18 protein-coding genes and 1 pseudogene are annotated in these 26,046 nt (G+C 71.9%); 11 read left to right on the top strand and 8 right to left on the bottom strand.

Annotated elements, in window-relative coordinates:
- The first annotated feature begins 141 nt into the window (after positions 1 to 141).
- From ACFFRH_RS11370 to ACFFRH_RS11345, 6 genes are all read left to right on the top strand, one after another.
- Positions 142 to 1,098 carry a TIGR03885 family FMN-dependent LLM class oxidoreductase gene (locus ACFFRH_RS11370; RefSeq protein ID WP_344744748.1) on the top strand — a complete coding sequence of 319 codons (957 nt, stop codon included), beginning with the start codon at positions 142 to 144 and terminating at the stop codon, positions 1,096 to 1,098.
- A gap of 413 nt (positions 1,099 to 1,511) precedes the next feature.
- Entirely contained in the window at positions 1,512 to 1,982 is a 471-nt protein-coding gene (locus ACFFRH_RS11365) for an ATP-binding protein (protein WP_344744747.1), read from the top strand.
- A 133-nt stretch (positions 1,983 to 2,115) separates the two neighbouring features.
- Positions 2,116 to 3,444, top strand: a complete 1,329-nt coding sequence (locus tag ACFFRH_RS11360; RefSeq protein WP_344744746.1) for an MFS transporter — start codon at positions 2,116 to 2,118, stop codon at positions 3,442 to 3,444.
- A 154-nt stretch (positions 3,445 to 3,598) separates the two neighbouring features.
- Complete coding sequence (locus ACFFRH_RS11355) at positions 3,599 to 4,873, top strand: amidohydrolase family protein (RefSeq protein ID WP_386156093.1); 1,275 nt, start codon at positions 3,599 to 3,601, stop codon at positions 4,871 to 4,873.
- A 215-nt stretch (positions 4,874 to 5,088) separates the two neighbouring features.
- Positions 5,089 to 6,252 (top strand): M20 metallopeptidase family protein, encoded by a 1,164-nt coding sequence (locus ACFFRH_RS11350; RefSeq protein WP_344744744.1) that lies wholly within the window; start codon positions 5,089 to 5,091, stop codon positions 6,250 to 6,252.
- A 190-nt stretch (positions 6,253 to 6,442) separates the two neighbouring features.
- On the top strand, positions 6,443 to 7,588 hold the full coding sequence (locus tag ACFFRH_RS11345) for an AraC-like ligand-binding domain-containing protein (protein WP_386156090.1): 1,146 nt from the start codon (positions 6,443 to 6,445) through the stop codon (positions 7,586 to 7,588).
- A 364-nt stretch (positions 7,589 to 7,952) separates the two neighbouring features.
- Here the strand turns inward: ACFFRH_RS11345 and ACFFRH_RS11340 are convergent, their stop codons facing one another.
- On the bottom strand, positions 7,953 to 9,725 hold the full coding sequence (locus tag ACFFRH_RS11340; protein ID WP_344744742.1) for a serine/threonine-protein kinase: 1,773 nt from the start codon (positions 9,723 to 9,725) through the stop codon (positions 7,953 to 7,955).
- 42 nt (positions 9,726 to 9,767) lie between these two features.
- Complete coding sequence (locus tag ACFFRH_RS11335; RefSeq protein WP_386156088.1) at positions 9,768 to 10,814, bottom strand: D-isomer specific 2-hydroxyacid dehydrogenase family protein; 1,047 nt, start codon at positions 10,812 to 10,814, stop codon at positions 9,768 to 9,770.
- Positions 10,815 to 11,101: 287 nt separating this feature from the next.
- Here ACFFRH_RS11335 and ACFFRH_RS11330 point away from each other — a divergent pair, with 287 nt between their 5' ends.
- The 3 genes and pseudogenes from ACFFRH_RS11330 to ACFFRH_RS11320 form a co-directional block, all read left to right on the top strand.
- Complete coding sequence (locus ACFFRH_RS11330; protein WP_344744740.1) at positions 11,102 to 12,658, top strand: serine/threonine-protein kinase; 1,557 nt, start codon at positions 11,102 to 11,104, stop codon at positions 12,656 to 12,658.
- Between the two features lie 157 nt (positions 12,659 to 12,815).
- On the top strand, positions 12,816 to 13,520 hold the full coding sequence (locus ACFFRH_RS11325) for a LamG domain-containing protein (protein ID WP_344744739.1): 705 nt from the start codon (positions 12,816 to 12,818) through the stop codon (positions 13,518 to 13,520).
- A gap of 455 nt (positions 13,521 to 13,975) precedes the next feature.
- Positions 13,976 to 14,068, top strand: a pseudogene (locus ACFFRH_RS11320) (IS5/IS1182 family transposase); the annotation flags it as partial.
- A 70-nt stretch (positions 14,069 to 14,138) separates the two neighbouring features.
- On the opposite strand, the gene ACFFRH_RS11315 reads toward ACFFRH_RS11320, so the two are convergent.
- Entirely contained in the window at positions 14,139 to 15,731 is a 1,593-nt protein-coding gene (locus ACFFRH_RS11315) for an MFS transporter (RefSeq protein WP_386156085.1), read from the bottom strand.
- A gap of 125 nt (positions 15,732 to 15,856) precedes the next feature.
- Positions 15,857 to 16,864 carry an NAD(P)/FAD-dependent oxidoreductase gene (locus ACFFRH_RS11310; RefSeq protein ID WP_344744732.1) on the bottom strand — a complete coding sequence of 336 codons (1,008 nt, stop codon included), beginning with the start codon at positions 16,862 to 16,864 and terminating at the stop codon, positions 15,857 to 15,859.
- A 102-nt stretch (positions 16,865 to 16,966) separates the two neighbouring features.
- On the opposite strand from ACFFRH_RS11310, the gene ACFFRH_RS11305 reads away from it, so the two are divergent.
- The gene (locus ACFFRH_RS11305; protein WP_344744731.1) at positions 16,967 to 17,569 is read left to right on the top strand and encodes a helix-turn-helix domain-containing protein; all 603 of its coding nucleotides are present in this window, start codon (positions 16,967 to 16,969) and stop codon (positions 17,567 to 17,569) included.
- Between the two features lie 127 nt (positions 17,570 to 17,696).
- Positions 17,697 to 18,572 (top strand): class I SAM-dependent methyltransferase, encoded by an 876-nt coding sequence (locus tag ACFFRH_RS11300; RefSeq protein ID WP_386156082.1) that lies wholly within the window; start codon positions 17,697 to 17,699, stop codon positions 18,570 to 18,572.
- Between the two features lie 224 nt (positions 18,573 to 18,796).
- On the opposite strand, the gene ACFFRH_RS11295 is transcribed toward ACFFRH_RS11300, so the two are convergent.
- The 4 genes from ACFFRH_RS11295 to ACFFRH_RS11280 all read right to left on the bottom strand — a co-directional run bounded on the left by ACFFRH_RS11295 (position 18,797) and on the right by ACFFRH_RS11280 (position 26,038).
- A complete protein-coding gene (locus ACFFRH_RS11295; protein ID WP_386156080.1) occupies positions 18,797 to 21,028 on the bottom strand; it encodes a hypothetical protein in 2,232 nt (743 codons plus the stop codon).
- A gap of 746 nt (positions 21,029 to 21,774) precedes the next feature.
- A complete protein-coding gene (locus ACFFRH_RS11290) occupies positions 21,775 to 23,034 on the bottom strand; it encodes an NAD(P)/FAD-dependent oxidoreductase (RefSeq protein WP_386156078.1) in 1,260 nt (419 codons plus the stop codon).
- Positions 23,031 to 24,608: an NAD(P)/FAD-dependent oxidoreductase gene (locus ACFFRH_RS11285; protein WP_386156076.1), complete on the bottom strand. Its 1,578-nt coding sequence runs from the start codon at positions 24,606 to 24,608 to the stop codon at positions 23,031 to 23,033. The genes ACFFRH_RS11290 and ACFFRH_RS11285 overlap by 4 nt, the downstream gene beginning before the upstream one ends.
- Positions 24,605 to 26,038: an FGGY family carbohydrate kinase gene (locus tag ACFFRH_RS11280; protein ID WP_386156074.1), complete on the bottom strand. Its 1,434-nt coding sequence runs from the start codon at positions 26,036 to 26,038 to the stop codon at positions 24,605 to 24,607. The genes ACFFRH_RS11285 and ACFFRH_RS11280 overlap by 4 nt, the downstream gene beginning before the upstream one ends.
- Positions 26,039 to 26,046 lie beyond the last annotated feature (8 nt).

Below are 26,046 nucleotides of genomic sequence, written 5' to 3'. Positions count from 1 at the left end.
ACCTTGGCTTTCCGAAGGCACCGTGGTTCCTGAAGGCGCCTCGGTCTTCCGAAGGCCGGGGGTGCGGTGCCGCCCGGTGTCCCCGGGCGGTACCGCACCGCCCGCCCGAATGGACGCCGCTCTCCCGGGTAGCCGGAGGCGATGGCGACTTATGGCTTTCATTCCTCACACGAGCAGATCCATCCGGCAGAGCTGCTGAAGGCGGTCACGCGGGCCGAGCAGGCGGGGTTCGGGGCGGCGATGTCGTCGGACCATTTCTCCCCGTGGAGCGAGCGTCAGGGGCAGTCGGGGTTCGCCTGGTCCTGGCTGGGCGCGGCGCTGCAGGCCACGAACCTGCCGTTCGGCGTGGTCAACGCCCCCGGCCAGCGCTACCACCCGGCGATCATCGCCCAGGCGATCGGCACCCTCGGCGCGATGTACCCCGGGCGCTTCTGGGCCGCCCTCGGCACGGGCGAGGCGAGCAACGAGCACATCACCGGCGACCGCTGGCCGCGCAAGGAGCTCCGCAAGCGGCGGCTGCGGGAGTGCGTCGACGTCATCAGGGCGATGCTGGCGGGGGAGGAGGTCAGCCACGACGGCCTGGTGACCGTCGACCGCGCCCGGCTGTGGACCCGCCCCGACACCCCGCCGAAGCTGGTCGGCGCGGCGGTGAGCGCCGACACGGCCCGCTGGTGCGCGGAGTGGGCCGACGGCCTGATCACGGTGGGGGGACCCGTCGAGCGGCTGCGCGAGGTCATCGGCGCCTACCGGGACGCCGGAGGGAAGGGCAAGGTGGCACTCCAGGTCCACCTCAGCTGGGCCGAGAGCGACGACGAGGCGATGGCCATCGCCCACGACCAGTGGCGGAGCAACGTCTTCTCGCCGCCGGTGAGCTGGGACCTCGAGACCGCCGAACTCTTCGACGTGGTCTCCGCGGACGTCTCGCCGGAGAAGGTGGCCGAGACCGTCAACGTCTCCTCCGACCTGGGCTGGCACGCCGCCAGGATCAGCGAGTACGCGGACCTGGGCTTCGAGGAGATCTACCTGCACCACGTGGGTCAGGAGCAGGCCGCCTACATCGACGCCTTCGGCGCGAAGGTGCTTCCCCAGCTGAGCTGAGCCGATGTCGGCGCGCCGACGCCGGCGCGCGGCCGTCGGGGGGTGACGGCGCGGCCGGGTTCCCGGTGGGGGAGGGACGCGCGGGTGGGTTCCCGGCAGGGCTGTAGGGGGACGGGACCTGGCCGGAGGGGGTAATGACGCGGGTGGGTTCCCGGCCGGGCCGTAGGGGGGACGGGCCCGGCCGGCGGAGGCGACGACGCGGACAGCTTCCCGGCCGGGCCGGAGGGGGCGACGACACGGGCGGGTTCCCGGCCGTGTGGTCGGCGCCTTCGGCCACCGGAGGTCATGGCATAAAGCGGATCTTCCTCACTTTTCACGACATGTGATGGAAACAATTAGGGAGGAATCAATTCACAGACGTAGGTGAATGTTCTACATTTGTCATGGGAGCGCTCCCATCAGAAGGAGGCGCAGTGTCTCTCCAACCCGACTCATCCGCGACATCCCTCGACGTCGCCCCCGAGTACGAAGGCGAGTGCCTGCTGCCCGCCGTTCCCGCGAGCGTGCGCGACGCTCGCGCGCTGGTCCGCCGGGAGCTCTCCCTGTGGGGCGCGGACGACCTCATAGACGACTGCATGCTGATCGTCAGCGAGCTGGTCACCAACGCCGTCAGGTACGGCGGTGCCGCGTGCGCGCTGCGGATCCAGGGCGGGGGGAGCTACGTCCGCGGCGAGCTCTTCGACCCGGGGGAGGGGGCTCCCCGCGTGTGTGCCCGTGACATGGAGGCCACCGGCGGCCGGGGACTCCAGATCGTCGACTCGCTCGCCGACGACTGGGGTGTCGCCCATCCCCCCTCCGGAGGGAAGATCGTCTGGTTCGTCCTCGGTCTCCCCACCCCCTCCCGTCCCCGTCCCGCCGTCGCCCCGGTCCTGCAGTTCAAGTAGGCGCGTGCCCGGAGTGGCCCGCTGTCCGCGGTGACCTGGTGGTCCCTGTCGCCGGGGGTGGGTGTGCGGCCGCGTCGTCCGGCCCCGTAGTGTGCGGGACGGCCAGCCCTCCAGGGAGAGAAACGCATCGTTCATGACGTATGACCACACCCGCCGTGCCTGCTACACCGGATATGTCACCCAGGCCATCGTCAACAACCTGGCCCCTCTGCTGTTCATCGTGTTCCAGACCCGCTACCAGCTGCCCCTGGAGATGCTCGGGCGCCTGGTGCTGCTCAACTTCGCCACCCAGCTGGTCACCGACATCGTGGCCGTGAAGTTCGTGGACCGGACCGGTTACCGCGTCCCGCTGGTGCTGGCGCACATCCTGTCGGCGCTGGGACTGGTGCTGCTGGCGGTGGCCCCGGCGGTGTCGCCCTCCCCGTACCTGGGACTGTGCGTCGCGATCATCGTCTACGCCGTCGGCGGCGGCCTGCTGGAGGTGCTCGTCAGCCCCGTCGTGGACGCGCTGCCCAGCCCGCAGGAGGGCAAGGCGGCGGCGATGAGCCTGCTGCACTCCTTCTACTGCTGGGGACAGGTCGCGGTGGTGGCGGGCAGCACGCTGCTGCTGGCCTGGATCGGCCAGGACGCCTGGCAGGTCCTGCCCGTGGCCTGGGCGCTCGTCCCGCTGGTCAACATGGTGGCGTTCCTGAGGGTGCCGCTGCCCGCGACCGTGCCCGACGAGCACCGTACCTCCCTGCGGGCGCTCTTCGGGGCTCCCGCCTTCGCCGCCGCCGTCGTGCTGATGCTCTGCGCGGGCGCGGCCGAGCTGACCATGTCGCAGTGGTCCTCCCTCTTCGCGGAGGACGGGCTGGGCGTCTCCAAGGTGTGGGGCGACCTGGCGGGCCCGTGCCTGTTCGCGGTCCTGATGGGGATCGGCCGCATCGTCTACGGCCTGTGGGGCGAGAGAATCCCGCTGGTACCCGCGATGGCCGCGTGCGGCGCGCTGGCGACCGTCTGCTACCTCGTCGTCTGCCTGTCCTCCAACCCGGTGGTGAGCCTCGTCGGCTGCGCGGTGTGCGGCCTGGCCGTCAGCCTCCTGTGGCCGGGGACCTTCAGCCTCGCCGCGGCCCGCTTCCCCCTCGGCGGCGCGGCCATGTTCGGCGTGCTGGCCGTCTTCGGCGACGCGGGGGGCGCGGCCGGTCCCTGGATCGCCGGGGCCGCCGCGGACGCCTCCTCCGCCGCCGGCGGATTCCTGACCACCCTGTCGGACGCGCTCCCCGACGACGGCGGCTCCGGCCTGCGCACCGGCCTCCTCGTCGCCACCGCCTTCCCGCTCGCGGTCGTCGCCCTCACCCTCGCGTACGGCGTCCGGAGGCGGGGCGCGGTGGGCACGGCGAGCACGGCGGACACGGCGGGCATGCCGACGGGCGGGACGCCCGGTGAGGCGGCGGGTGAGGTGGAGCGGCCGATCGGCGGGTAGCCGGATGGGGCATCGGGGCATGACATCCCTCTTTCATGGGCACCTCGTATCCCAGCGGCACCGCACACTCGAGGAGCGTTTCACCATGACCCCGGCACCCATGGACTCTCCGGCGCGTGCCGGGTCCCTTGAGGGTGCGACCGCTCCTGGGAACGTGACCGCTCCTGGAGGTGCGACAGAGAGCGCGGCCGGGAGTACGGCCGGGGCGGAGGATTCCGGGGGCCCGGAACGCGCGGCCAGGGCGGGGAAGGCCGAGGCCGCGGGGCGCGTGCCCGGGTCGGCGGGGGCCGGGGGCCTGGCGCGGGCGATCGAGGCGATGCCGCTGGTGGACCACCATGTCCACGGCGCCCTGGACGGCGACCTGCCGCGAGGGCGGTTCGAGGAGCTGATCACCGAGTCCGACCGGCCGGTGCCCGGCTGGATGACCCAGTTCGACTCGCAGCTCGGTTTCGCCGTCCTGCGGCACTGCGCGCCCGTCCTCGGTCTCGACCCGCACCCTGACCCGGAGACCTACCTCGCCCGCCGCGCCGAGCTCGGGGCCGGGGAGACGAACCGGCGCCTGCTGGCCGCGTCCGGGATCGATCACTTCCTCCTGGAGACCGGCTACGGGGGCGAGGAGATCCTCGGCCCGGCGCCGATGGCGGCCCTCACGGGGCGGCCCGTCGAGGAGATCGTCCGGCTGGAGTCGGTCGCCGAGGGGGTCGCCACCGAGGGGACCGACGCCGCCGGGTTCGCCGCCCGCTTCGAGGCGGCCCTGTGGGAGCGCGGCCGTACGGCGCGCGGCCTGAAGAGCGTCGCCGCCTACCGGTACGGGCTCGACCTCGACCCCGCCCCGCCCACCCCGGCCGAGGTGGTGGCGGCTGCCGGTCGCTGGCTGCGCGAGTCCGAGCGGACCGGGACGATCCGCCTCGACGACCCGGTGCTGCTGCGCCACCTCATCTGGGCGGGCATCGAGCGCGGGCTGCCGCTCCAGTTCCACACCGGGTACGGCGACCCCGACCTCGACCTGCGCCGCTGCGACCCCCTCCTGCTGCGCGGCCTCATCGAGCTCGCCGAGCCCCGGGGCGTCCCGCTGCTCCTGCTGCACTGCTACCCGTACCACCGCAACGCCGGATACCTCGCCCAGGCCTACCCGCACGTCCACTTCGACGTCGGGCTGGGGGTGAACCACACCGGGGCGCGCGGCGTGGCCGTCGTGGCCGAGAGCCTGGAGCTGGCGCCGTTCGCCAAGATCCTCTTCTCCTCGGACGCCTGGGGTCCCGCCGAGCTCCACCACCTGGGCGCCCTGCTCTGGCGCCGTGCGATGGTCCGCGTCCTCGGCGGGTTCGTCGCGGACGGCGAGTGGAGCGAGCCGCAGGCGATCCGGGTCGCCACCATGATCGGCGCGCGGAACGCCCGCCGCGTCTACGGCCTCGGAGAGACCGGGTGACCGGCTGACCGGCCCCGGGGCCGGTGACGAGAACGACCATCACGTACGACGAGAACGGCGCCCATGTCACCCATGTACCACCAGAACGGCACCACGCACAGTCAGAGGGAGACCCATGATCGGCACTCACGTCCGCGCGCTCGCCGCGCTCGCCGCACTTGCCGAGGAGGACGCGTGAGGGTGAGCCGCGACGCTCGCCGGCTCGGAGGGCGGCGATGAACGAGATCCACGAGCGGCTCCGCGCCGCTCTGCACGCCGAGCTGCCCGCGGCCTTCCAGCTGCGGCGGGAACTGCACGCCGAGCCGTGCGTGTCGGGAAAGGAGGAGCCGACGCTCAAGCGCGTGCTGGACGCGCTGCCCGAGGGCGACGCGATGGAGCGGGTCGCCGGAACCGGCGCGCTCCTCCGCGTCGGTGGCGAGGGGCTGGCCATCGGGGTACGCGGGGAGCTGGACGCCCTGCCGATCCCGGAGGAGACGGGCGTGCCCTGGGCCTCGCGCAACGGCGCCATGCACGCCTGCGGCCACGACGTGCACCTCGCGGCCCTGGTCGCGCTGACCAGGGCGGTCGACCGGGTACGGGCACCGGCGCCGATGGTCGCGGTGCTGCAGCCGCGCGAGGAGACCCACCCCTCCGGGGCCCGCGACATCGTCGACTCCGGCGCGCTCCGCAGGAACCAGGTCGGCGCGATGATCGCGGCACACGTCCAGCCGGTGCTCGGCGCCGGTGAGACGGCCTGCACTCCCGGGGCGGTCAACGCCTCCTCCGACGAGTTCACCGTCACCGTCCGGGGGCAGGGCGGGCACGCGGCCTACCCCCACCTGTCCCGCGACTCGGTCCTGGCGCTCGCCCAGATCATCGTGGCCGCGCAGCAGCTCGTCAGCCGCGACGCCGACCCGATGACGCCGACCGTGGTCACCTTCGGCACCGTGGCGGCGGGCAGCGCCCCCAACGCGATCCCGGGACAGGCCTCCGCCCGCGGCACCCTCCGTACGATGTCGGAGCCGTGGCGCCACCAGCTGCACCACCGCTTCCGTGAGATCGCCGAGGGCGTCGCCCGCGTCCACGGCTGCGAGGCGGAGGTGCGGATCACGCCCGGGGAGCCGGTGCTCGTCAACGACGCCCGCCTCGCCGAGGAGACGGGCTGCATCCTCGTCGACGTCGCCCACCACATGCCCGCCACGCTGCGCTCCTGCGGTGCCGACGACTTCGCCCACTTCGCGTCGGTCGTGCCGTCGCTGATGCTGTTCGTGGGCACCGACACGGCCTCGGGGCTGCACAGCCCGCACTTCCTGCCGGGAGACGAGACCGTGACGGCGCTCGCCGAGAGCCTGCTCGCCGCCTATCTCGCCGCCGCGCGGGTGATCGGCGCGGGTGGCTGACCGGGTGTTCCAGGCGTTTGGCGGCAATCGGTGGAGGTTGCCGTCAAATGCCTGGAACGCTGGAGGTGTGAAGGTCGTTGACATGGGTGCGGCCGGTCACCGGGGGGGTGGCCGGGCTCGTCCGGGGGTGAGATGTCGACGATGGTGATTTTCCGCTCGTCAGGCGGGGCCGCTCCGCTCGCGGCCGCCGATGGTAAACGGACACCCGAAAATGCGAGACTTCCGGCAGTTTGCCGTTAGTCCCTTTTGTGGTGTTTCTCGGGGAGAAATATTGCTACTTCCTTCCGTATTGCGACTTGACGGCGTCCCTGTCCGGGAGCGATTCGACTTCTGGTGGGAGGCCGTCGCGCGGTCGGTCGTCTCGGTGGACGTTTCCAGTGACCAGGCCGCCGACTTCTGGGCCGAGATGCACATGCTCGACCTCGGGGTGGCGCAGCTGTCCCGGGTGCGGTGCGTCTCGTTCGACGCGCGCCGCAGCCCGAGCAGGATCCGCCGCTCCGATCCCGGCCACTACCAGCTCTCCCTCACCCTTCGCGGCCGATCGGGCATCCAGCAGGTGGGCCGGGAGGCCGGCCTGGCACCGACCGACATCACGCTGTACGACACCTCCCGCACGTTTCACGCCTGGACCGTGGCGGAGGATCCGGGCTCCAGGACGGCGGACGGATCGCGTCCGAGCGTGTCCGACGGGCTGATCCTGCAGTTTCCCCGAGACCTCCTCCCGCTCCCGGCCTCGGCGGCCGAACGGTTGCTGGCGGTGCGGCTGTCGGGCAGGGACGGCATCGGCGGGCTGCTCAGCGGGTACCTCCACCAGTTGATCGCGCAGCTCGACAGCCGCTCGCCCTCCGAGGCCCTGCGGCTGTCGACGGTCGCCCTCGACCTGGTCGCCGCCCTGCTGGCCCACGAACTCGACACGGACGCGTCCGGCTTCCTGTCCGACCCCAACGGGGTCCTCCTCATGCGTGTCCAGGCGTTCATCGAGAGGGAACTGGGCGAGGCGGACCTGTCGCCTTCGACGATCGCCGCGGCCCACCACATCTCCGTTCGTCACCTGCACAGGCTCTTCCAGTCGGAGGGCGTCACCCTCGGAGGCTGGATCCGCCTGCGAAGGCTCGAACGCTGCCGCCGTGACCTGGCCGATCCCCTGATGGACGACCTGCCCGTCCGCGCCATCGCCTCACGCTGGGGTTTCAGCAGCGACGCCCACTTCAGCCGGGCCTTCCGAGCGGCCTACGGTGCCTCGCCCGCGGCCTACCGGCGCCATCTCAGGGAACCGAGGCTCATGGCGGGCGTCTCCGCCGAGAGCGCGGTGCCGGTTGACGGCCACTCGGCCTGACGGCCACTCGCCTTGACGGCCACTCGGCGAGCTCGGGGCCCTGGGGGAATGCCAGGGGAGACGACAGGGGAGAGCCGATCGCGGGTGACGACGGCTCCGGTGGTGACGACGCGGGCGGAGCGGAGCATCCGGACGGCGGCCCCGGGTGCCCGCGTCGGCTGCTCTCCGGCCGGCCCGGCAGAGCCCCGAAGCGACCCCGGGATGCCACCGGACCGGCCGGAGACCCGGCCCTTGACCCGGGGCGGGTGGCGTTGCGGTGTGGGTCACCGAGGAGTCGACCGGTGGCGTGGTGGAGATGGACGACCTGGAGGCCGCGCCCCGGTACGGGACCGTACCGGGGCGGATGCCGTGCGGGGCGGCACGCTCAGTCGAGCCGGAAGGTCTCCGTGAACGTGTCGACGTGCCTTCCGGCCTCGGCCCACTGCCCGGCGGGAGTGAAGAACCAGAACATCGCGGTGCCGCCGGAGTCACGGGTGACGCATCGGGCGTAGAGGCGGTGGGGCAGGTTCGACGCGCTCTTGTGCGCGAAGCCGAACTCCAGCTCGGCGCCCTTGCCTCCGGCGACGGGGACCGGGCGCCTGGTGAACTCCTGGTAGGAGCCGGACGCGATCATCGATTCCTGGAGCGCGTCGCGCAGCTGGTCGAGGATGACCGCCGGGTCCCGGGTCTCCTTCCTCTTCGGATTCGCGAAGGCACCCAGGTACCAGGAGGACGGGGAGAGGATGGAGTCTCTGGGGCGCTCCCAGCTCACCTGGTCCCCGCTCTCGTCCTTCGCCCAGCCGTCGGGTACGGCGATGGAGAATCCGCGGCGATCCGTGTGGAGGGTGAAGCCGTGCGGCAGCGGGTTGCGGCCCGTGGAAGGCCGGCCTTGGCCGGGGGAGGCCGTCGGGCCGTTCCCGGGGTCGCCGGGGGTCGCCGGGCCTCCGGCCGGGTTCGGCGAGGTCGCCGGGTCCTTCCCCGAGGCCGTCGCGGCTCCGCCGGAGGTGGGCGTCGGGGTGCTCCCCAGCCCGAAGGTGTCCGGCGACCAGACCACCACGGCGGCCACGGCGGCCACGGCCAACGCCAGGCTCACGGCCACGGGCGCCCATCGCGACGGCCGCCGCGGGGCACCGGGCCGGGCCTGGTCTCCCGGAGGCACCGGGTCGGTCACGCCGGAGGAGACGCGCCGGATCCGTCCACCGCCGCCCGTCGTGCCCGAGCCCCCGGCGAGGTGCGGGCCTTCCCACGGGACTTCGGTGGCGATCGGCGTGAGCAGCGCGGTGACCTGCGAGGCCGTCAGCCGCTCGGCGGGGTCCTTCCTGAGCATGCCCTCGATCACGGGGAGGAGCCGGTCCGCGTACCGGGCGGGCGCGGGCGGCTGGTTGACGATCGCCGCGATCGTGGCCACCGGGCTCTCCCGGTCGAACGGCCTGCGCCCCTCCACCGCCTCGTACAGCGTCACGCCCGTCGCCCACAGGTCGGAGGCGGCCGAGGCGCGCTCGCCGTCGAGCTGCTCGGGCGCGAGGTAGGGGATCGTGCCCAGCAACTGTCCGGTACCGGTCAGGTCGGTGGTGTCGTGGACGGCCGCCGCGATCCCGAAGTCGGTCAGCACGGCCCGGTCGCCTCCGTCGCTCCCGCCGCCCCCGTCGTTCCCCCTGCTCCCGCCGTTCCGGCCGTTCCCGCCGTTCCCGAGCAGGATGTTGGCGGGCTTGACGTCCCGGTGCACGATCCCCGCGGCCTCCGCCGAGACCAGCGCGGAGATCACCCGCAGCCCGATCCGCGCCACCCTGGCCTCGGCCAGCCGTCCCTCGTCCTCGATCACCTTCGCCAGGGAGGGGCCGTCCACCAGTTCCATGACGATCCATGGGCGGCCGTCCTCCTCGACCACGTCGTAGACGGTGACGATGCCGGGGTGACCCCTCAGCGAGGCCGCCGTACGCGCCTCGCGGAGCGTTCGGCGCAGCCGCCGCTCGCGTTCCTCGGCGGTCAGCCGGGCGGGCAGCGCCACCTCCTTGACCGCCACGGTCTGGTGGAGCAGCTCGTCCCTGGCCCTCCAGACGACGCCCATGCCGCCCGCCCCGAGGGTGGCCAGCAACCGGTACCGGCCGGCCAGCATCCGCGACGGGTCCTGCGGAGCGTACGAGGGATCTTCCGGCATGCGGACGAACCTACCGTTCGGAGGCGGGACGGCGGGTGGCGGTCAGTAACCCACGGCGGGGTCGATCACTCCCTCCAGCGGGCGGCCCGCGCGCAGGTTGCCCACGTTGCGCTCGACCCGCTCGCAGAGCATCCGCGCGACGTACTCGGCGGAGTCGGCGGAGTGCGAGGTGATGAGCACCCGGGGGTCGGCCCACAGGGGGTGCCCGTCGGGGAGCGGCTCGGGATCCGTCACGTCCAGACCGGCGGCGGAGATCGTTCCCGCGCGGAGGGCCTCGACGAGCGCGCCGGTGTCGATGTGCGCGCCACGGGCGACGTTGACGACGGCGGCGTGCGGCGGCAGCAGCGCCAGCTGGGCGGCGCCGACGACGTGCCTCGTCTCCGGCGTGAGGGCGAGGGCCAGCACCAGGAGGTCGGTCTCGGGAAGCACGGCGGGCAGAGCCGAGGGCGGCAGCGTCTCCGGCGTTCCCGGTGTTCCCGGCGCTCCCCGTGTTCCCGGCGTCTTCGGTGTTCCCCGTGTTCCTGGCGTTCCCGGTGTCTGCGGCGTGCCCGGTGTCCCGTCGGCGCCCCCGGTCTTCTCGGGGTGGCGGCGGATCACCCGGATCCGGCACTCGAACGGCCGCAGGAGGCGGACGAGCTCGGTGGCTATGCCGCCGCCGCCGAGGATCGTCACCCGCCGGCCGTGCAGCGACCGGGGATCCCCCGGACGCCAGCCGGGCGTCCGCGCCTGGCGGGAGAGGTCGCGCAGGCAGGCCAGCATCAGCATCAGCGCGTGCTCGGCGACCTGCCCGGCGAACGCCCCCTTGGCACAGCTGAAGACCACCGGGCGGTCGAGCACCCCCGACGACGTGAACCTCTCCACCCCCGCCCAGGGGAACTGCACCCATCCGATCCGGGGATGGGCGTCCAGCGTCGCCCCGAGCAGCTCGGGCTCGCCGGGAACGAGCCACACCAGGCCGGTGGCGTCGGCGAGCGGGACGTTGGCGCCGCCGCCGCGGGACACCGCCTCCTCGATCCCGAGCCGCAGCCGGTCGAGCTCGCCGTCGGTGGAGCCGGGCGCGGAGGGGGCTATCGCGATGCGGGCTTCCATGGACGACATTCTGTCGTAGATCACTTGCCGCGTATCACCGGCCGGAGGGTGATCACACCTCGACGACCACTTCCCGGAAGTCCGGGAGTAACACGGGAATTGACCGCTATCGCGCGGGCGTGTGAAATGCCGAGTCGCGGACACGTGACGCATTCGACGACCTCGTCCAGCGCGAACCGATTCGCTCGCGGGGCTGTGAGCTGGGTAAATCCTCGTCCACGACGACGGGACTCCGGGGGCGCTACATTTTCCTGGGGAAGACGGGCGTTTCTGGAGGGCGAATCGTTTTGGGCAGAGGAACGATCATCGGCGGCCGTTACGAGTTGGATCCCACGTCACGTCGTTCCGGCGGAATGGGAGAGGTCTGGTTCGGCTACGACAAACGCCTGGATCGGCAGATCGCCATCAAATTCATCAAAGCCGACAGGTTTCCCGATGGTCGCCGGGACGAGGAACTGGCCAGGCGTTTCGTCCGCGAGTCACGGATCACCGCCCGGCTGGAGCACCCGGGTGTGCCGACCATCTACGACTGCGGGCCGCACGGCGACGACCTCTACATGGTCATGCAACTCGTCAGGGGGTGTTCCGTCGAGACGTTGCTCGACGAGACGGAGGTGCCCGTCGCCTGGGCCGTGGCGATCGCCGCCCAGGTGTGCTCGGTCCTGGCCGTGGCCCACGCCAGCTCGCTGGTCCACCGCGACCTCAAACCGGGCAACCTGATGCTCTGCCCCGACGGCACGGTCAAGGTCCTCGACTTCGGCATCGCCGCCGCGCTCGCCTCCGCGGACACGACGAACCTCACGAGGACGGGCGAGGTGCTGGGCACACCGGCCTACATGGCGCCGGAACAGGCCATGGCCGGGACCGCGGGACCACGGAGCGACCTCTACTCCCTCGGCGTGATCCTGGACGAGATGCTCGCCGGGACCAACCAGTTCGCCGCGCCCACCCCGCTCGCCTCGATGCGCAACCACACCGACGTCACCCCCCGGCCGCTGCGCGCGAGAAGGCAGGACGTCCCCGAAGGGCTGGAGCGGCTCGTCCTGCGGTTGCTCGCGAAGACGCCCGAGGAGCGGCCGGTGAGCGCCGACGCCGTCTACGAACGGCTGCTCGACTTCTGCCGCGAGCTGCCGCCCTTTCCCGGCTACGTCGACCTGGACACATCCCATCCGGCGCGCATGTACGCCACCGTCCTCGGCCGGATCTCCTCCCCGCGGGCCGACAACCGGCGGCCCGCCCATCCGGTACGGCCGGCACGGATCAGGCGTGCCGCGGGACTGGCGCAGATCGAGCGGGGCGACATCGAACGCGCCCGCAAGGAGGCCGACCTGCTCAAGGCGGAAGCCCGGTTCGGCCAGGCGGCGGACCTCCTGGCGGAGCTGGTCGGGCCCGCCGCGGGCTCCTTCGGCTCGACGAGCTCCGCCGTGGTCGACCTGCGGATCGAGCTCGCCGAGGCCCTCTTCCTCGGCGGCGACTACCGCCGGGCGGCGCCCGAGTTCCAGCGGCTCGCGGCCGACGTGGCGAGGGTGGAGGGGCCCGACAACAACCTCGCCCTGCGGTGCCGGTTGATGGAGGCGGGCTGTCACGCGGCGATCGGGGAGACGAGCCTCGCCCTGTCCCAGCTCCGGCGGCTGCTGGCCGACGAGAGGCGGTTCGGCGCGGGAGAGGAACGGATCCTGGAACTCCGGCGCCAGATCGGCATGGTGGAACTCGACGCGGGCAACAAGGGACGGGCCAAACGGCTGCTCGGCGAGCTGCTGCCGGACCTCGAACGCCGTTACGGCCCGTACCACCAGAGCGCGGGAGAGGTCCGCGCGATCCTCCAGGGGCTCGCCGATCGCTGACGCGCTCTGCCGCTACCGGGCCGCGACGACCTGTGGAGAAGCTCACGGGATCGAGCGGCGCGGGTCTGCGACCGGTGACACATGATGTCCCGTACGGGAATCGGGGGATTCTTTTACGGGGAGCGATATTGAACAAGTACGGAGGGGGTCTCGCCGTGTGCGCGGGACCGCTGCTCGGCACGACGCTGTTGACGGCTCCCTCGGCTCCCTCGGCTCCCTCGGCGGCCTCGCCGCGGACGAGCCCGTTCCGGTGCTCGCCTACGGCATGGACGAGGGCACCGGCACGACCGTGCGGGACGGCTCGGGGAAGGGCAACAACGGCAGGGCCTACGACACCACCTGGGCGGACGGCAGGTTCGGCGGATCCGTGCGGTTCTCCGATGACGGCAATGGCTGGATCGCCACGCCGTCGTCCACGTCGCTGAGGATGACCGAGGGCATGACCGTCTCCGCCTGGGTGAACCCCTCGAAGACCGGTACGGAGCAGATGCTCCTCAAGTGGGCGAACGCGGAAACCGACTTCAGGGTGTTCGCGTCCGAGCCGGGCTCGTCGAGTCCCTCCGTCGTAGCTCTCGGCGACATGTCGCCCCCGTTCCAGCTGCCGAGTCGCCGCACCCTGCCCGTCGGGGCCTGGAGCCACCTGGCGGTCACCTTCGAGAAGGGCACCTTCGCCCTTTACGTCAACGGGGAGCCGGCGGAGATGCGGAGGGGATCTTTCTCTCCTTCCGACGGCGCGGCGCTCTTCGGGATCGCGGGTTCGAACACCGCTCCCTTCGCCGGCAAGGTCGACGAGGTGAGGGCCTACACCGCGGCTCTCAGCCCGGCCCAGGTCAGAACCCTCATGGAGACGCCGGTCCCCTGACAGGGGGCGAGGTACGGTCCGCGCGCCCGCGCGGACCGTACCGGTACGGGGAGGGCGGCGGGAACGGGGAACGGCCGGATCCGGGGAGTCGTCCAGGAGCCGTCCACCCGACGCGGACAGGGCCGTGACCGTCGCGGTCGATCGTTCACGTCTCGCTCTCCCTCCCGCTGGGGGAGCCCCGCACATCCTGGTCCCGGAAGCCTGGTACGGCGCCCACGAGGGGCGCTCTCTGTGGGATCCCGGTTCGGCTGTCATTTGACAGGGCTGTGAGCCAGGCGTTTGGAGATCGTCCCAGCCGGATGTCATCGCTGTCTGTACCAGGGCGATGTCATCTGGCTGGGTCGTATCGTTTGCCCGACGTCGTCCTCACCTCCGAGGAGGAGGCCGCCTACCGGCACACCGTGACCTGGATCAATGCGATGTGGTCGCCGGGTTCGCCTCTGGCCCGGTTCCTGAGAATCATGGATGCGCCGCGTCGGCGGGTCCGCCAGAGCACCGGCCGCGAGGCCGAGCCGTCGGCCGCAGTGCTGGACTCCCAGAGCGTCAAGGGCGCCGTCGGGTCCTGTGTGTGCCACTAGGACGCGGGAGGTCTTCGCTGTGCGCCCGGTTCCTACGTGGTCATCGGGTGGCGAAGGCCTCGGTGGCTTCTGTCTCGTCCGTGACCGCGGGAGTCGTGTTCTTGGGGCCGCGGAAGGCGATGTAGACGAGCAGGACGCCCATGACGGCGGCGCCTGCCCACATGGCCTGCTGCCAGCCGTCGACGAAGGACTGCTGGGCTGCGTGGAGCAGGTCCTGGGCGCGCGGGCCGGCGTCGCCGGCCGCTTCGACGGCGTTGGCAACACCTTGGCGCGCGGTGTCCGCGGTTCCTTGGGGGATGCCGTGCAGCCGGTCGTCGATGGCGCTGCGGTAGCCGTTGGCCAGCAGCGCGCCGAGCAGAGCGACGCCGAGTGCGGTGCCGAACTCGCGGGTGACGTCGTTCAGTGCAGAGGCAACACCCTGCTTGGCGCGCGGCAGGGAGGCGGTGATGGCAGTGGTCGACGGGGTCATCGACAGGCCCATGCCCAGTCCCATAGCGAGCAGTCCGGGCAGGATGGACAGGTAGCCGCCCTCGACGGAGACGAACAGGGCCATGAGCGCGAGACCGAGTCCGGCCAGCGCGATGCCTGCCGCCATGGTGGAGCGGGAACCGATTCCCGCGGCGAGCTTGGGGGCCAGGCCGGAGGTGGCCATCATCATGACGGCCATGGGCATCATGGCGGCCGTGGACAGCAGCCCGGACCAGCCGAGCACGGCTTGGAAGTACGGGAAGAGGACCACGCCGATGCCCGCCTGGACACCGAAGACCACCAGCAGCGTGATCGAGCCGCTGCTCAGGCCGCGCTCGCGGAACAGCCGCACGTCCAGCAGCGCGCTGTCGTGGCGGTGCAGTTCCCAGGCCACGAAGCCGATGGCGGCGAGAAAGCCGACGGCGAGGCTGATCAGGGTGGCGGGGGCGGTCCAGCCGCGTTCGGGGCCTTCCTGCAGGACGAAGATGAGGCCGGTCACGGCGAGGGTGGAGAGCAGTGCGCCGGCGGTGTCGAAGTGGTGGGCCGAGGTCTCGCGGGAGTTGGGAACCGACTTCAGGGTCATGGACAGGGCCACGAGGATCAGGGCCACCGGCAGAGCGAACAGCCAGCGCCAGGTGGCGACGTCGACGAGAAGGGCGGAGAGGAACATGCCCAGGACGCCACCGCCGCCGGCGACGCCGGTCCATACGCCGATCGCCTTGGCGCGCTGTTCTTCGGGGAAGGTGGAGGTGATGACGGCGAGGGTGATCGGCATGACCATCGCGGCGCCGATACCGCTGGCGACGCGCGCGGCGAGCATCACCTCCGCCGTCGGGGCCAGGGCCGAGACAACGGTGGCGACGCCGAAGACGCCCAGTCCGGCGAGGAGCATGGGCTTGCGGCCCAGGCGGTCTCCGATGGCGCCGAGCGGCAGCAGCAGCGCCGCGAGGGCGAGGGTGTAGATGTTGATGATCCACAGGACCGTGCTCTGCGAGGCGCTGAACTCCACGGCCATGTGGGTCTGCGCGACGTTCAGGCCGGACACCGAGGCGATGACCGACATCAGCGCGAGGGAGACGGCGATCAGGACCGTGCGCAGCTGACGCGCATCCGGCGTGCCTTCGCCACTGGCTGGCGGGGCTTGTCGAGGCTGGGGTGTACTCATGGTTTCCTCACAAAATGGGCATGTCGAGTTGGCGCCGGGCAGGGCCCGTCGGCGGGTGAAAGGGGTGGGTGGGGCCTGGCGGGCGCAGGGCGGGGCGGGCCGGGCGGCCGGACCCCAAGGGGATGTCAGGGGGCGGGTGTCTCGCCCCGTGCCGCGGCGAGCGCGGCGTCGGTGTCCGCGGTGACCAGCACGGCGTTGATGTGGGAGCCGGCCAGGGCACCGGCCGCGGCGGAGGCGCCGACCTGGGCGGAGAGATCGGTGGCGTTGCCCGCCACCCACACGCCCGGCACCTCGGTGACGCCGGCCATGCCGGAGACGAAACGGCGGCCCATGGTGTCGGGCAGGTCCTCCATCGGCAGCTTCAGACCGTCCAGACCCTCGGTGCGGGCCTGCGTCTGCGTGGCGACCGCAAGGACGCGGCGGGCCACGACCTGCCCGTCCGTCAGGCGCAGCCCGGCGAGGGTGCCGTCCTCGCGGTCGACGACCTCCCGCACCGGGGTGTCGACGATGCGGATGTCGCGGGCGGCCAAGCGCGTACGGGCGTCCTCGTCCAGGGAGGTGCCGTGGGTGAAGTAGATCAGGTCCTTGGTCAACTGGCGGAACAGAAGCGCGTGGTGGACGGAGGCCGGGCCGGTGGCCAGGACGCCGATGGGCTGATCGCGCACCTCCCAGCCGTGGCAGTACGGGCAGTGCACCACACCGTGTCCCCAGTGCTGCCTGAGGCCGGGGACCTCGGGCAGCACGTCCCGCAGGCCGGTGGCCACCAGGAGGCGGCGCGCGGTGATGCTGCGGCCGTCGGCCAGGGTGAGGGTGAAACACAAGTCCCCGTCGGCCGACGGGGCGGCCGGGGCGGCCGAGGCCACCTCGCCGAAGACGACGCGCCCGCCGTACCGGCGCACCTGCTCGCGGCTCCGCCGAAGGATCTCGTGCGGTGGGGTGCCGTCCAGCACGATGAAGCCGTGCATGGCCGCAGCCGACGCGTTGCGCGGGGAACCGCTGTCGATCACGACGACCGAGCGGCGGGAGCGGGCCAGCATCAAAGCGCCGTTCAGCCCTGCGGCGCCCCCGCCGATCACCACTGCGTCGACGGTCCCACCAGGCAGTGCGTCGCTCGCGTACGGAGAAGTCGTCACAGCCATGTCCTCCTGCTCTTTGTCGTGCGTGGTTCCAGACGGTGTGGACCCTCTGCCTGCGACGCTAACCCCGCATTGCATCTAAGGCATACAATGTTGCCTATGACGCAAGAAAGTGGAGAGCTGGACAGCCTTGTGCGCAAACGCATCCGCGCGCTGCGGGTGGCGCAGGGCTGGTCACTGGAGGAACTGGCCACCCGCGCCCACCTCAGTCAGTCCTCACTGAGCCGTATCGAGAACGGCCGGCGCCGCCTCGCACTGGACCAGTTGGTCACCCTCGCTCGCGCCCTGGACACCACGCTGGATCAGCTCGTGGAGACCGCCGCCGACGACGTCATCACCAGCCCGATGATTGACAGCACCCACGGCCGGATGCGCTGGACCCTGAAGGCCGATCCCGGCGTGAGCGTGGTGCGCCAGCGCCTGACCGACCCCCCGCCCGACAACCCCGCCCGCATGCGTGCCCATCCGGGGCGCGAGTGGCTCGTCGTGCTGTCCGGCACCGCGATCCTCCTGCTCGGCCAGCGCCGTTTCCGCGTCGAGACCAACCAGGCCGCCGAGTTCCCCACGATGATGCCGCACGCGATCGGCGCCGAGGGCGGGCCCTGCGAGATCTTGGGCCTCTTCGACCATGACGCCCGCCGCGGCCACCAGCGCGACGACGATGGCGGCGGCGGCAGCGACGCTCAAGGCTCTCCCGAATGACGGCGGAGTCGCACGATCGACTCCGCGGCAGTGACCTATTGCGCACCAGGCAGCACCCGCGACCATCGTCTTGCGTAAACGGCAAGATGTCACGCCTCTGGCGCATAGTGGTCCTAATGTGAAGAACATGAGCCAAACACATACGCATGCCCCCCACCACGATGCCTCACACGGCCACCACCACGAGCAGGACACCAGCGGCCAGGCGGAGATCCTCGACCTGGACGCCGAGGTCCTCGCCGAGCACACAGCCTCCATCACCGCATGGCTGCCACTGAAGACGAGCCCGCGTCAGATCGTGGACCTGGGCTGCGGCACGGGCGCGGGCACCTTCGCCCTTCTCGACCGCTTCCCCGACGCGCACGTCACCGCCGTCGACGCGTCCACCGAACACCTTCAGCGCCTGCGCACCAAGGCGTGCGCCCGCGGCGCCGAGGAACGTGTGCGCACCGTGCAGGCCGACCTGGATGAAGCCGCCTGGCCCGACCTCGGCTCACCGGACCTGATCTGGGCATCGGCCTCGATGCACCACATGGCTCACCCTGAGCGAGCACTGCGCACCGTCCACGACACGCTCGCGCCCGGCGGCCTGTTCGCCGTCGTCGAACTGGCCGGCCACCCCCGCTTCCTGCCCGAGGACGCCCCCGAGGACCGGCCCGGCTTGGAAGAGCGCGTCCACGCCGCAGCCGACCGCCGCCAAGCCGAACACATGCCCCACCGCGGCGCCGACTGGGGCCCGATGCTGACCGCCGCCGGCTTCATCGTCGAAGACGAACGCACCATCGCCGTGAACATCGAGGGCGACCGCAGCAAAGCGATCGGCCGCTACGCCCTCGGCGTCCTGCAGCGCATCCACAGCGTCATCGCGGACAGACTCTCCCCCGAGGACCTCACCGCGCTCGCCCGACTCCTCGACACCAACGGCCCGCACAGCATCCTGCGCCGCGACGACCTGACGGTACGCACCGAACGCACCGTCTGGGCCGCCCGCCGCCGTACCTGACCGCGAACGTGGGGGCGGCCGTAGCTCCTGAAACGCCAGATGTACGGCCGAGCGGGCTTCGCCCTGCTCCGACAGCGGATCCTGCTCTCCTGAGCAACGTTCCGTCACCACCGGATTCGTGCCAGAGCCGTTTTTCTACAGTCCCGGCGAAGGTGACATCGTGGTGACATCGGATTCGGGAAAGTGACATCCAAACTGGGACGCTACATCTCGCCCGTCACCGGTCAGTTCGTACGGGTGTTGGGGAGGTGCTCGCCCAGGTAGCCGATCCAGATCTTGCCGGTGGCGCCGCCGGAGTCGTCGTGGAAGTACATCCGGGGCGCGGGGTAGCCGACGGGCCGGAGCTTGACGTGGGACTCCATCAGGACCTGCCTGTCCGGGTTCACCTCGGGCGGGACGGCGAAGGTCCGGCGGTCGCTGAACTTGGAACGGGTGACCACGCTCTTCGACTCGCGCATGGACAGCATCCCGGTGGGGATGGTGAGGCGGCCGGAGGAGCCGTGGGAGCACCACTCGTAGAAGCCGCCGGCGAACTCCCCGCCGGACCGCGCCCTCGCGAAGTCCTCCAGGGCGCGCAGCGAGTCCCACGCCTTCGCCGCCCACGTACGCGACTGGGCCGGGTGGTCCCAGTCGAGCCGGGCGGCGGCGCCGTCGGTGTCGCCGACGACGATGTGGGGGAGGCTCTCGCGGGCCTCGATCAGGACCTCGACCAGGCTGGCGGGTTCGAAGACGGGGCTCTCCTCGGGCATGCCGTACACCGGCTGGCCCGCCTCGGCGAGCCTGCCCTCCAGCCAGCGGACCCGCTCGGCGAGCTTCCTGGCGCTCGTGACGGCCTCGGCGTACTCCTCGGTGAGCAGCCGGTACTCCTCGCGGAGACGCTCGGCCTCGGCGGCCGGACGGTCGCCACCCCCGTCCCCGAGAGAGGCGTTCCCGAGAGAAGGGTTCCCGAGAGGGGCGTCCAGGAGGGGAGCGTTCGCGAGAGAGGGGTTCGCGAGAGAGGGGTTCGCGAAAGGGGCGTTTGTGAGAGGGGCGCCACGCCGTTCCGTGACGATGTCGCGCAGGCCGGAGAGATGCGCGCCGAGCGTGTGGAGCTCGCGGAGCACCCTGGCGAGGTCACCGCCGGAGGACTGCGACGACGTGGCGAGCCCCAGCGCCGCGTCCAGGTCACCGCGCAGTTCCTTGACCACCATGTCCGCCACCACCTGGGCGATCTCCTCCGCCCCGGAGGTTCTTCCGGCCGTTTCGGTCTCCTCGGTTCCCCCGGGTTCCCTGGTCGTCCTGGTCTTCCCGGGCTCCTCGCGTTCCTCGGTCTCCTCGGTTTTCGTGATGACGGCGGCCTTCTCCGCGTCCGGGCCCGGCTCGCCTGCGGAGACCTCGGCGGTCCCGTCGGCCGCGGTGGGCGCGGTGGGCGCGGTGGGCGCGGCGGGTGCCGGGCGCCGGGTCATGGCCATCATCCGCCGCCGCAGCTCCTCACGGGCGGGGTCGGTCTTCGCGGGCCGGAGCGCGGTCTCGGCGATCTCGCTCAGGTCGGCGCGTCCGGCGAGCACCCGGTAGACGACGTGGAGCGTCCGCTGGACGTCCGCGGGAAGCTCGCGGTGGACGGTGTCGCCGACCGCTCCGGTGACGATCCGGTCCAGGGCGGCGTCACCCTGGTCCCGGATCATGGCGGCGCCCATCGGCGGGTGCCTGCGGGGGTGGCGTTCCTCGGCGGGGTCGAAGGGGGCGAGGTAGGTGCGGATCCCGCCGCCGAACACGCCCAGCTCCCTGCCCATCACCTTGTTGAACCGGTTCTGGGTGCGCAGGTCGGCGAGCCGTACCACCAGGCTCGCGCCGGTGACCGCACCGGCCAGGTAGTCGGCGTGGGACCGCGCCGCCTCCGGGTTCTGGGGGTCCACGGAGAGGACGAGGATCGGCATCCTCCTGCGGGGTTCGGTCATCACCGGGACGAACCGGTCCATGCCCTCCTCGTCGAGGACCACCGGGCCGTCCTCCACCTGGACGCCGCCGTCGCTGATGCGCGCGGTGCGCAGGTACGCGGGGAGGAAGCCGGGCACGCTCACCACCCCGGGGTCGCGCCGTTCCCGCCGTTCCGGCTCACGCCTCCCGCGCCGGTACGGTTCCCGCCGGTGCCCTCCCGGCTCGCGCCCCTCGTGCCGGTCCACGGTGACGATGACCCACCCGGTCATGCCCGGTACCGATTCGGCGTAGGTCACCCGGGTCCGCAGGTGCCCTTCCCCGTCCGGCTCGTCCAGCGTGTAGCGGCCGCAGTCACCGCGCCGTTCCATCGTGAGCCGTGCCCGTCCGGCCTCGGCCTCGACCATCGCCCGCGCCGCACCCGGGGGCGGGAACCCCTTCCGCTCGACCCACTCCGAGAAGGTGCGGCGCAGCCGGATCGAGATGGGGGCGGCCGGGTCGCGCAGCACCGCCTGATATAACCGCGTCACGTTCGACGCCATAGTCACGACACCTCATATGTCATCAACCTGGGGGATGTACGGCTCATGTCCGATAAATGGACGCCAGTCGTACGGGGTTGGATGTCAGCCGGGCTCCACCGGTTCTGGTGGGTGAGCTTTGTGCACCATAAATGGTGTTTAGTGCTGAATTAAGCGCGTATAAGGCATAAATCGGGTTCAGCGGGCGGGGGTGTTGCCGCGATCGGCCGACTTTGTCGCCCCCAGTGTGACGACCTGGCGGCCTGGTGTCGCGGTCTTTCCCCGAGGTGGCCGCGCAGCGGCCGTCCGGGACGGGCTCTCCGTGCGAGGTCCCGTCCGGGGAGCTTTCCGCGTGAGGCCCTGTCCGGGGTGCGGCTTCCCGCGTGAGATCCGGTCCGGGGTGGTGCTTTCCGTGCGAGGCCCAGTCCAGAGTGGTGCTTTCCGTGCGAGGTCTCGTCCGGGGTGGGGTCTCTCCGTGTGAGGCCGCTTTCATAGGGGAGGGCGATTGACGGCGTACCGGGGCGTGCGGTGCGGCCGGATGGAGTTCACCCGTCCGGGGGCCGCGAATCCCGGTGACCGGCTAACCAGTTGACCGGCTATCGGTAGAAATTTCTTAATATGGTGTTCTGTGCACCATGTTCGTTATTTCGTGGGCCGAAGGATTATTTGTTCGAAGTGTCGCCGTTCGGCCCGTGACACGCGCGGGGAAGCGTCTCCCCGGGGCGGCGAGCGTCAGGCGCGGGGAGCCGCCTCGTGGGCGGCGAGCGTCAGGTCTCCACGCCGATGCGTACGGGACCGCCCTCGGGGTCGATCGCGGCCAGCAGGTTCGCCGGGACGCGGAACACCCGGCCGGGGGCAGCCGGCCACCACAGCCGCCTGCGGGCGACGACCCTGCCCGCCTGCCGCAGGACGACGCGGGGGAACGGGATGTAGCGGTCGCTCCACAGCAGGAGCCGGTGACGGGCCGGGGCGGGGTCTCCGGGACGGAAGATCTCCGGTGACACCCAGCGGAAGGGCCTGTCGGCGAGAAGCCGCACCTGCTCGGCCGGTGGGCTCCTGCCGTCCAGCCAGGCGACGACCGAATCGGCCACGTGGGCACCGTCGATCGCCGCGATGTCGGCCGTGTCGACCGGGTGCAGCAGGTTGCCCACGGCGAACACGCCGGGCCGGTCGGTCCGCAGCGCGCCGTCGACCAGAGGACCGTTCGTGCCGGGGTCCAGGGCGATCCCCGCGGCGCGCACCAGCTCGTGGTCGGGGATCCAGTCGCCGGTGAGGACGAGCGTGTCGCACTCGACGACCCGCCTCTCGCCGGTGTCGATGTTCTCGACCTCGACCGCTTCGAGCTCCGGCCGGCCGATGATCCTCGTCACGCGGGTGCGGGTGGCGACCCGGGTCCGGAAGAGGATCCTGCCGGGGACGCTGAAGAGGGCGTAGGAGTCCGCCCGCGGGTACTCGGTGGTCATCAGGACGGTCCGGCACCTGGCCTCGCGCAGGGTCAGCGCGGCCGACCAGCTGACGAGCTCCGCGCCGGAGATGACGGCCTTCTTGCCGACCCCTCCGTTGCGCAGATGGACGATGTTCTGCAGGTGGCCGGTGGTGTAGATGCCGTGGGCGCGGTCTCCGGGGATGAGGCGGGCAGGGCGCGGGCGCTCGCGGGCACCGGTGGCCAGGATGACGGCCCGTGCCTCGACCCGGATGCGGCCCATCGGGGTGGTGGCCTCGATCGCGTGGTCACCGGCCCAGTTCGTCACGGTGGCGTCCGTCCGGATCGTCGCACCGGCGGCCTCGGCCTGCCGCACGAGCCTCCTGGCGTAGGCGGGCCCGCTCAGGAAGCGTCTCATGTCCCTGAGCCCGTAGCCGGGATGGTCACTGTGCCGGGGAATGCCTCCGGCCGTACCCTCCCGGTCCAGGACGAGCACCTCACCGTCGACCCTCGGCGCGAGCTCGCGGGCGGCGCTCAGCCCGGCCGGCCCGCCGCCGACGATGACGACGGCCGGGGTGAGGACGGTGATCTCGGTGGCCGTCATCGGAGGGACTCCAGCGAGGCGTGCCGCCGCCCGGCGCCGCCGTCTTCGTTGTCGCGGCCGCTCTCGTCTTCGCCGTCCCGGGTGCTCTCGGCCCTGGCGGTCAGCAGCCTCCCGACCTCGGCGCCGCAGAAGAACCCCTGGCAGCGCCCGTTCAGCGCCCGGGTACGGCGGCGAAGCCCCTCCAGATCGACCGGTGGGATCGGTGAGCGCAGGGCGTCGCGGATCTCGCCGGAGGTCACCCGCTCGCAGAAGCAGACCACCTTGCCGTACGCGGGGTCGGCGGCGATCCGGGCGGCGTCCTGGTACGGGCGCGGGTACGCCTCCCCGAGGTTGGGCATGAGAGGCGGCTCCGGCAGGTCTTTTCGGGGCACGAGCGTCAGGCCGGCGTCGCGGGCCAGCTCGGCGACGTACACGGCGATGGCGATACCGGCGGTCAGGCCGGTCGAGCGGATCCCGCCGATCAGGACGTAGCGCCGCCCCGGGTCGGCCTCGATGAGATAGTCCGGGTGGTCGCTCGCCGCGCGCAGGCCGGCGTAGGTCGCGGTGACCTCCTCGCGCAGCAGGCCGGGCATCAGCCTCTCGCCCATGCTCAGGAGGAACTCCAGCCCTGCCTCCGAGGTCCCGGTGTCGGTACGGTCGGTGAGATCCTCGGCGGTGGGGCCGAGCAGCACGTTGCCGTAGACGGTCGGGGTGATCAGCACGCCCTTGCCCCAGGGGCCGGGCACCGGCAAAATGATCTTGTCGACCAGCGGGCGGGCGAACTTGTCGTAGACCAGCAGCTCGCCGCGCCGCGGTGTGACGGTGAAACGGTCGTGGCCGAACAGCCGGTCGACGACGTCGGCGCCGAGCCCGGCCGCGTTGACGACCCAGCGGGCGTTCACGTCCCCGCCGGAGGTGCGCAGCACGGTCACGTCGCCGGCGTCCTCGGCCGACAGGACCGCCCGGTTCAGCAGCAGCGTCACCCCGCGGCCGACGGCGTCCGTGGCCAGGGCGAGGTTGGTGGTCCAGGTGCAGATGATGGACTCGCCCGGAACGGTCAGGCCCCCCAGGGCGCCATCGCCCAGGTGGGGCACCTGCCGGTACACCTCGGTGAGGCCGACGATCTCCGTCTCGTCGTACCCGTTCCGCTCCGCCTTCTCCCGCAGGTCCGGCAGCGCGTCGAGCTCCTCGGTGTTCCAGGCCACCAGCAGGGCCCCGGTGCGCTCGAGGGGGATCCCGGTCCGTGCCGCGTAGTCGGAGAGCAGGCGGTAGCCCTCACGGACCAGCCGGGCTTCGAGGGTGCCGGGCTCGGCGTCGAACCCGGTGTGCAGGATGGCGGTGTTCGCCTTGCTCGTACCGTCACCGACGTCGTCCCGCGCGTCCAGCAGCGCGACGCTCAGCTCGTAGGCCGAGAGCTCCCTGGCGACGGCCGACCCGATGATCCCGGCGCCGATCACCGCCACATCGAACGCGGCGGATGCGGCGGATGCGGCGGATGCGGCCGACGCGGCGGATGCCGTGGTGTTCGTCGTGTCCATGGTGTGCGTCGTCTCCGTGGTGTTCGACGTGGTGGTGCCCTTTCTCGTGGTGTTCACCGTGTTCCCCCCTGGGGCAGAGTGGAGGCGACGGCGTCCCTCCAGCGGGAGCGGAAGCCGGCGGCCCGGTCCGCGGACCATCGGGGCTCGTACGTCGTGCCGGGTTCCCAGGTGTCCACCGCGTCCTCCAGGGAGAGCGACGGGTCGAGCGCGGCGCGGGCCAGCGCCACCGCGCCCATCGGGGTGGCGTGCGGGGAGGGGTAGACGTCGACGCGGATCCGCGTCAGGTCGGCGACCGCCTGCATGAGGACCCGGCTGCGGGTGAGCCCGCCGTCCACCCGCAGCCGGGTCAGCGGCCGCCCGAGGTCGGCGGCGACGAGGTCGCCCAGCTCGGCGACCTGCGCCGCGATCCCCTGGAGGACGGCGAGCACGAGGTGCCCCGGACCGGTGGAGAGGCTCATCCCGGAGAACGAGGCCCTGGCGTCGGGCCGCCACCATGGAGCGGCCAGGCCCGCCAGCGCCGGGACGCACAGAACCCCCTCGGAGTCGGCCGCCGCGGCCGCGTCGAGGTCCGCCGCGCTGTCGACGAAGCCGAGGTCGCGCATCCACCGTACGGCGGAGGCGGCCGTGTAGACCTGGCCGTCGAAGCAGTACGAGGTCTCTCCCCGGGCCCGCCAGGCGACCGAGGCGGCCAGCCCGGCGGTGGAGCGCGCGGCGGAGGTGCCGGTGTTGGCGAGCAGGAACGCGCCGGTGCCGAAGGTGCACTTCGCCTCGCCGGCCCGCAGGCAGTTCTCGGCGAGCAGCGCCGCCTGCTGGTCGACCACGAGCCCGGCGACGGGGACGCGCCCGCCGAACGCGGAGGTGTGGCCGACCACCTCGTCGCACGAGACGATGCGCGGCAGGCGTTCCCCGCCGAGCCCGAACAGCTCCAGCAGTTCCGGCTCCCACCCGGCGTCGTCGAGCCGGGTGACCAGCGACCGGCCGGCCGTGGTGACGTCGGTGACGAACTCCCCGGTCAGGTGATGGACGATCCAGGAGTCCGAGGTGGTGACCACCCCTTCCCCGGTCACGTTCCGGCGCAGCCACGCCATCTTCGGCGCCGAGAAGTACGGGTCGAGAACCAGCCCGGTGATGTCGGCGATCCGCTCCCCGGATCCGTCCAGTTCCGCGCAGATGCCCTCCGACCTGCGGTCCTGCCAGACGATGGCGGGGGAGAGGGGAGCACCCGTCACCGGGTCCCAGGCCAGCACCGTCTCGCCCTGGTTCGCCAGCGCGACGGCGTCTATCGGCACCCCGGCCCGCGCGACGGCCCGGCGGCCCGCGTCGAGTACCGAGCCGAGCAGTTCCCCGGGGTCCTGCTCGACCCCGCCCCCCGGCAGGTAGGCGGGGCGGACCGGCACCTCGGCGAGGCCCAGCACCTCGCCGCCGCCGTCGACGACGATCGCCTTGGTGGCGGACGTGCCCTGGTCTATCGCCAGTACGGTGGTCACCCCGGGTG

The organism is Streptosporangium vulgare (assembly GCF_042428775.1).
GTDB classification, from domain to species: domain Bacteria; phylum Actinomycetota; class Actinomycetes; order Streptosporangiales; family Streptosporangiaceae; genus Streptosporangium; species Streptosporangium vulgare.
The sequence above is the reverse complement of the archived record's forward strand: the minus strand, read 5'-3'. Positions and strand labels throughout refer to the sequence as shown.

Coding starts and splice junctions, on each gene's coding strand:
- ACFFRH_RS11370 (WP_344744748.1), top strand. CDS start 142: ATGGCGACTTATGGCTTTCATTCCTCACACGAGCAGATCCATCCGGCA.
- ACFFRH_RS11360 (WP_344744746.1), top strand. CDS start 2,116: ATGACGTATGACCACACCCGCCGTGCCTGCTACACCGGATATGTCACC.
- ACFFRH_RS11350 (WP_344744744.1), top strand. CDS start 5,089: ATGAACGAGATCCACGAGCGGCTCCGCGCCGCTCTGCACGCCGAGCTG.
- ACFFRH_RS11345 (WP_386156090.1), top strand. CDS start 6,443: ATGGTAAACGGACACCCGAAAATGCGAGACTTCCGGCAGTTTGCCGTT.
- ACFFRH_RS11340 (WP_344744742.1), bottom strand. CDS start 9,725: ATGCCGGAAGATCCCTCGTACGCTCCGCAGGACCCGTCGCGGATGCTG.
- ACFFRH_RS11335 (WP_386156088.1), bottom strand. CDS start 10,814: ATGGAAGCCCGCATCGCGATAGCCCCCTCCGCGCCCGGCTCCACCGAC.
- ACFFRH_RS11315 (WP_386156085.1), bottom strand. CDS start 15,731: ATGAGTACACCCCAGCCTCGACAAGCCCCGCCAGCCAGTGGCGAAGGC.
- ACFFRH_RS11305 (WP_344744731.1), top strand. CDS start 16,967: ATGACGCAAGAAAGTGGAGAGCTGGACAGCCTTGTGCGCAAACGCATC.
- ACFFRH_RS11300 (WP_386156082.1), top strand. CDS start 17,697: ATGAGCCAAACACATACGCATGCCCCCCACCACGATGCCTCACACGGC.
- ACFFRH_RS11295 (WP_386156080.1), bottom strand. CDS start 21,028: ATGGCGTCGAACGTGACGCGGTTATATCAGGCGGTGCTGCGCGACCCG.
- ACFFRH_RS11290 (WP_386156078.1), bottom strand. CDS start 23,034: ATGACGGCCACCGAGATCACCGTCCTCACCCCGGCCGTCGTCATCGTC.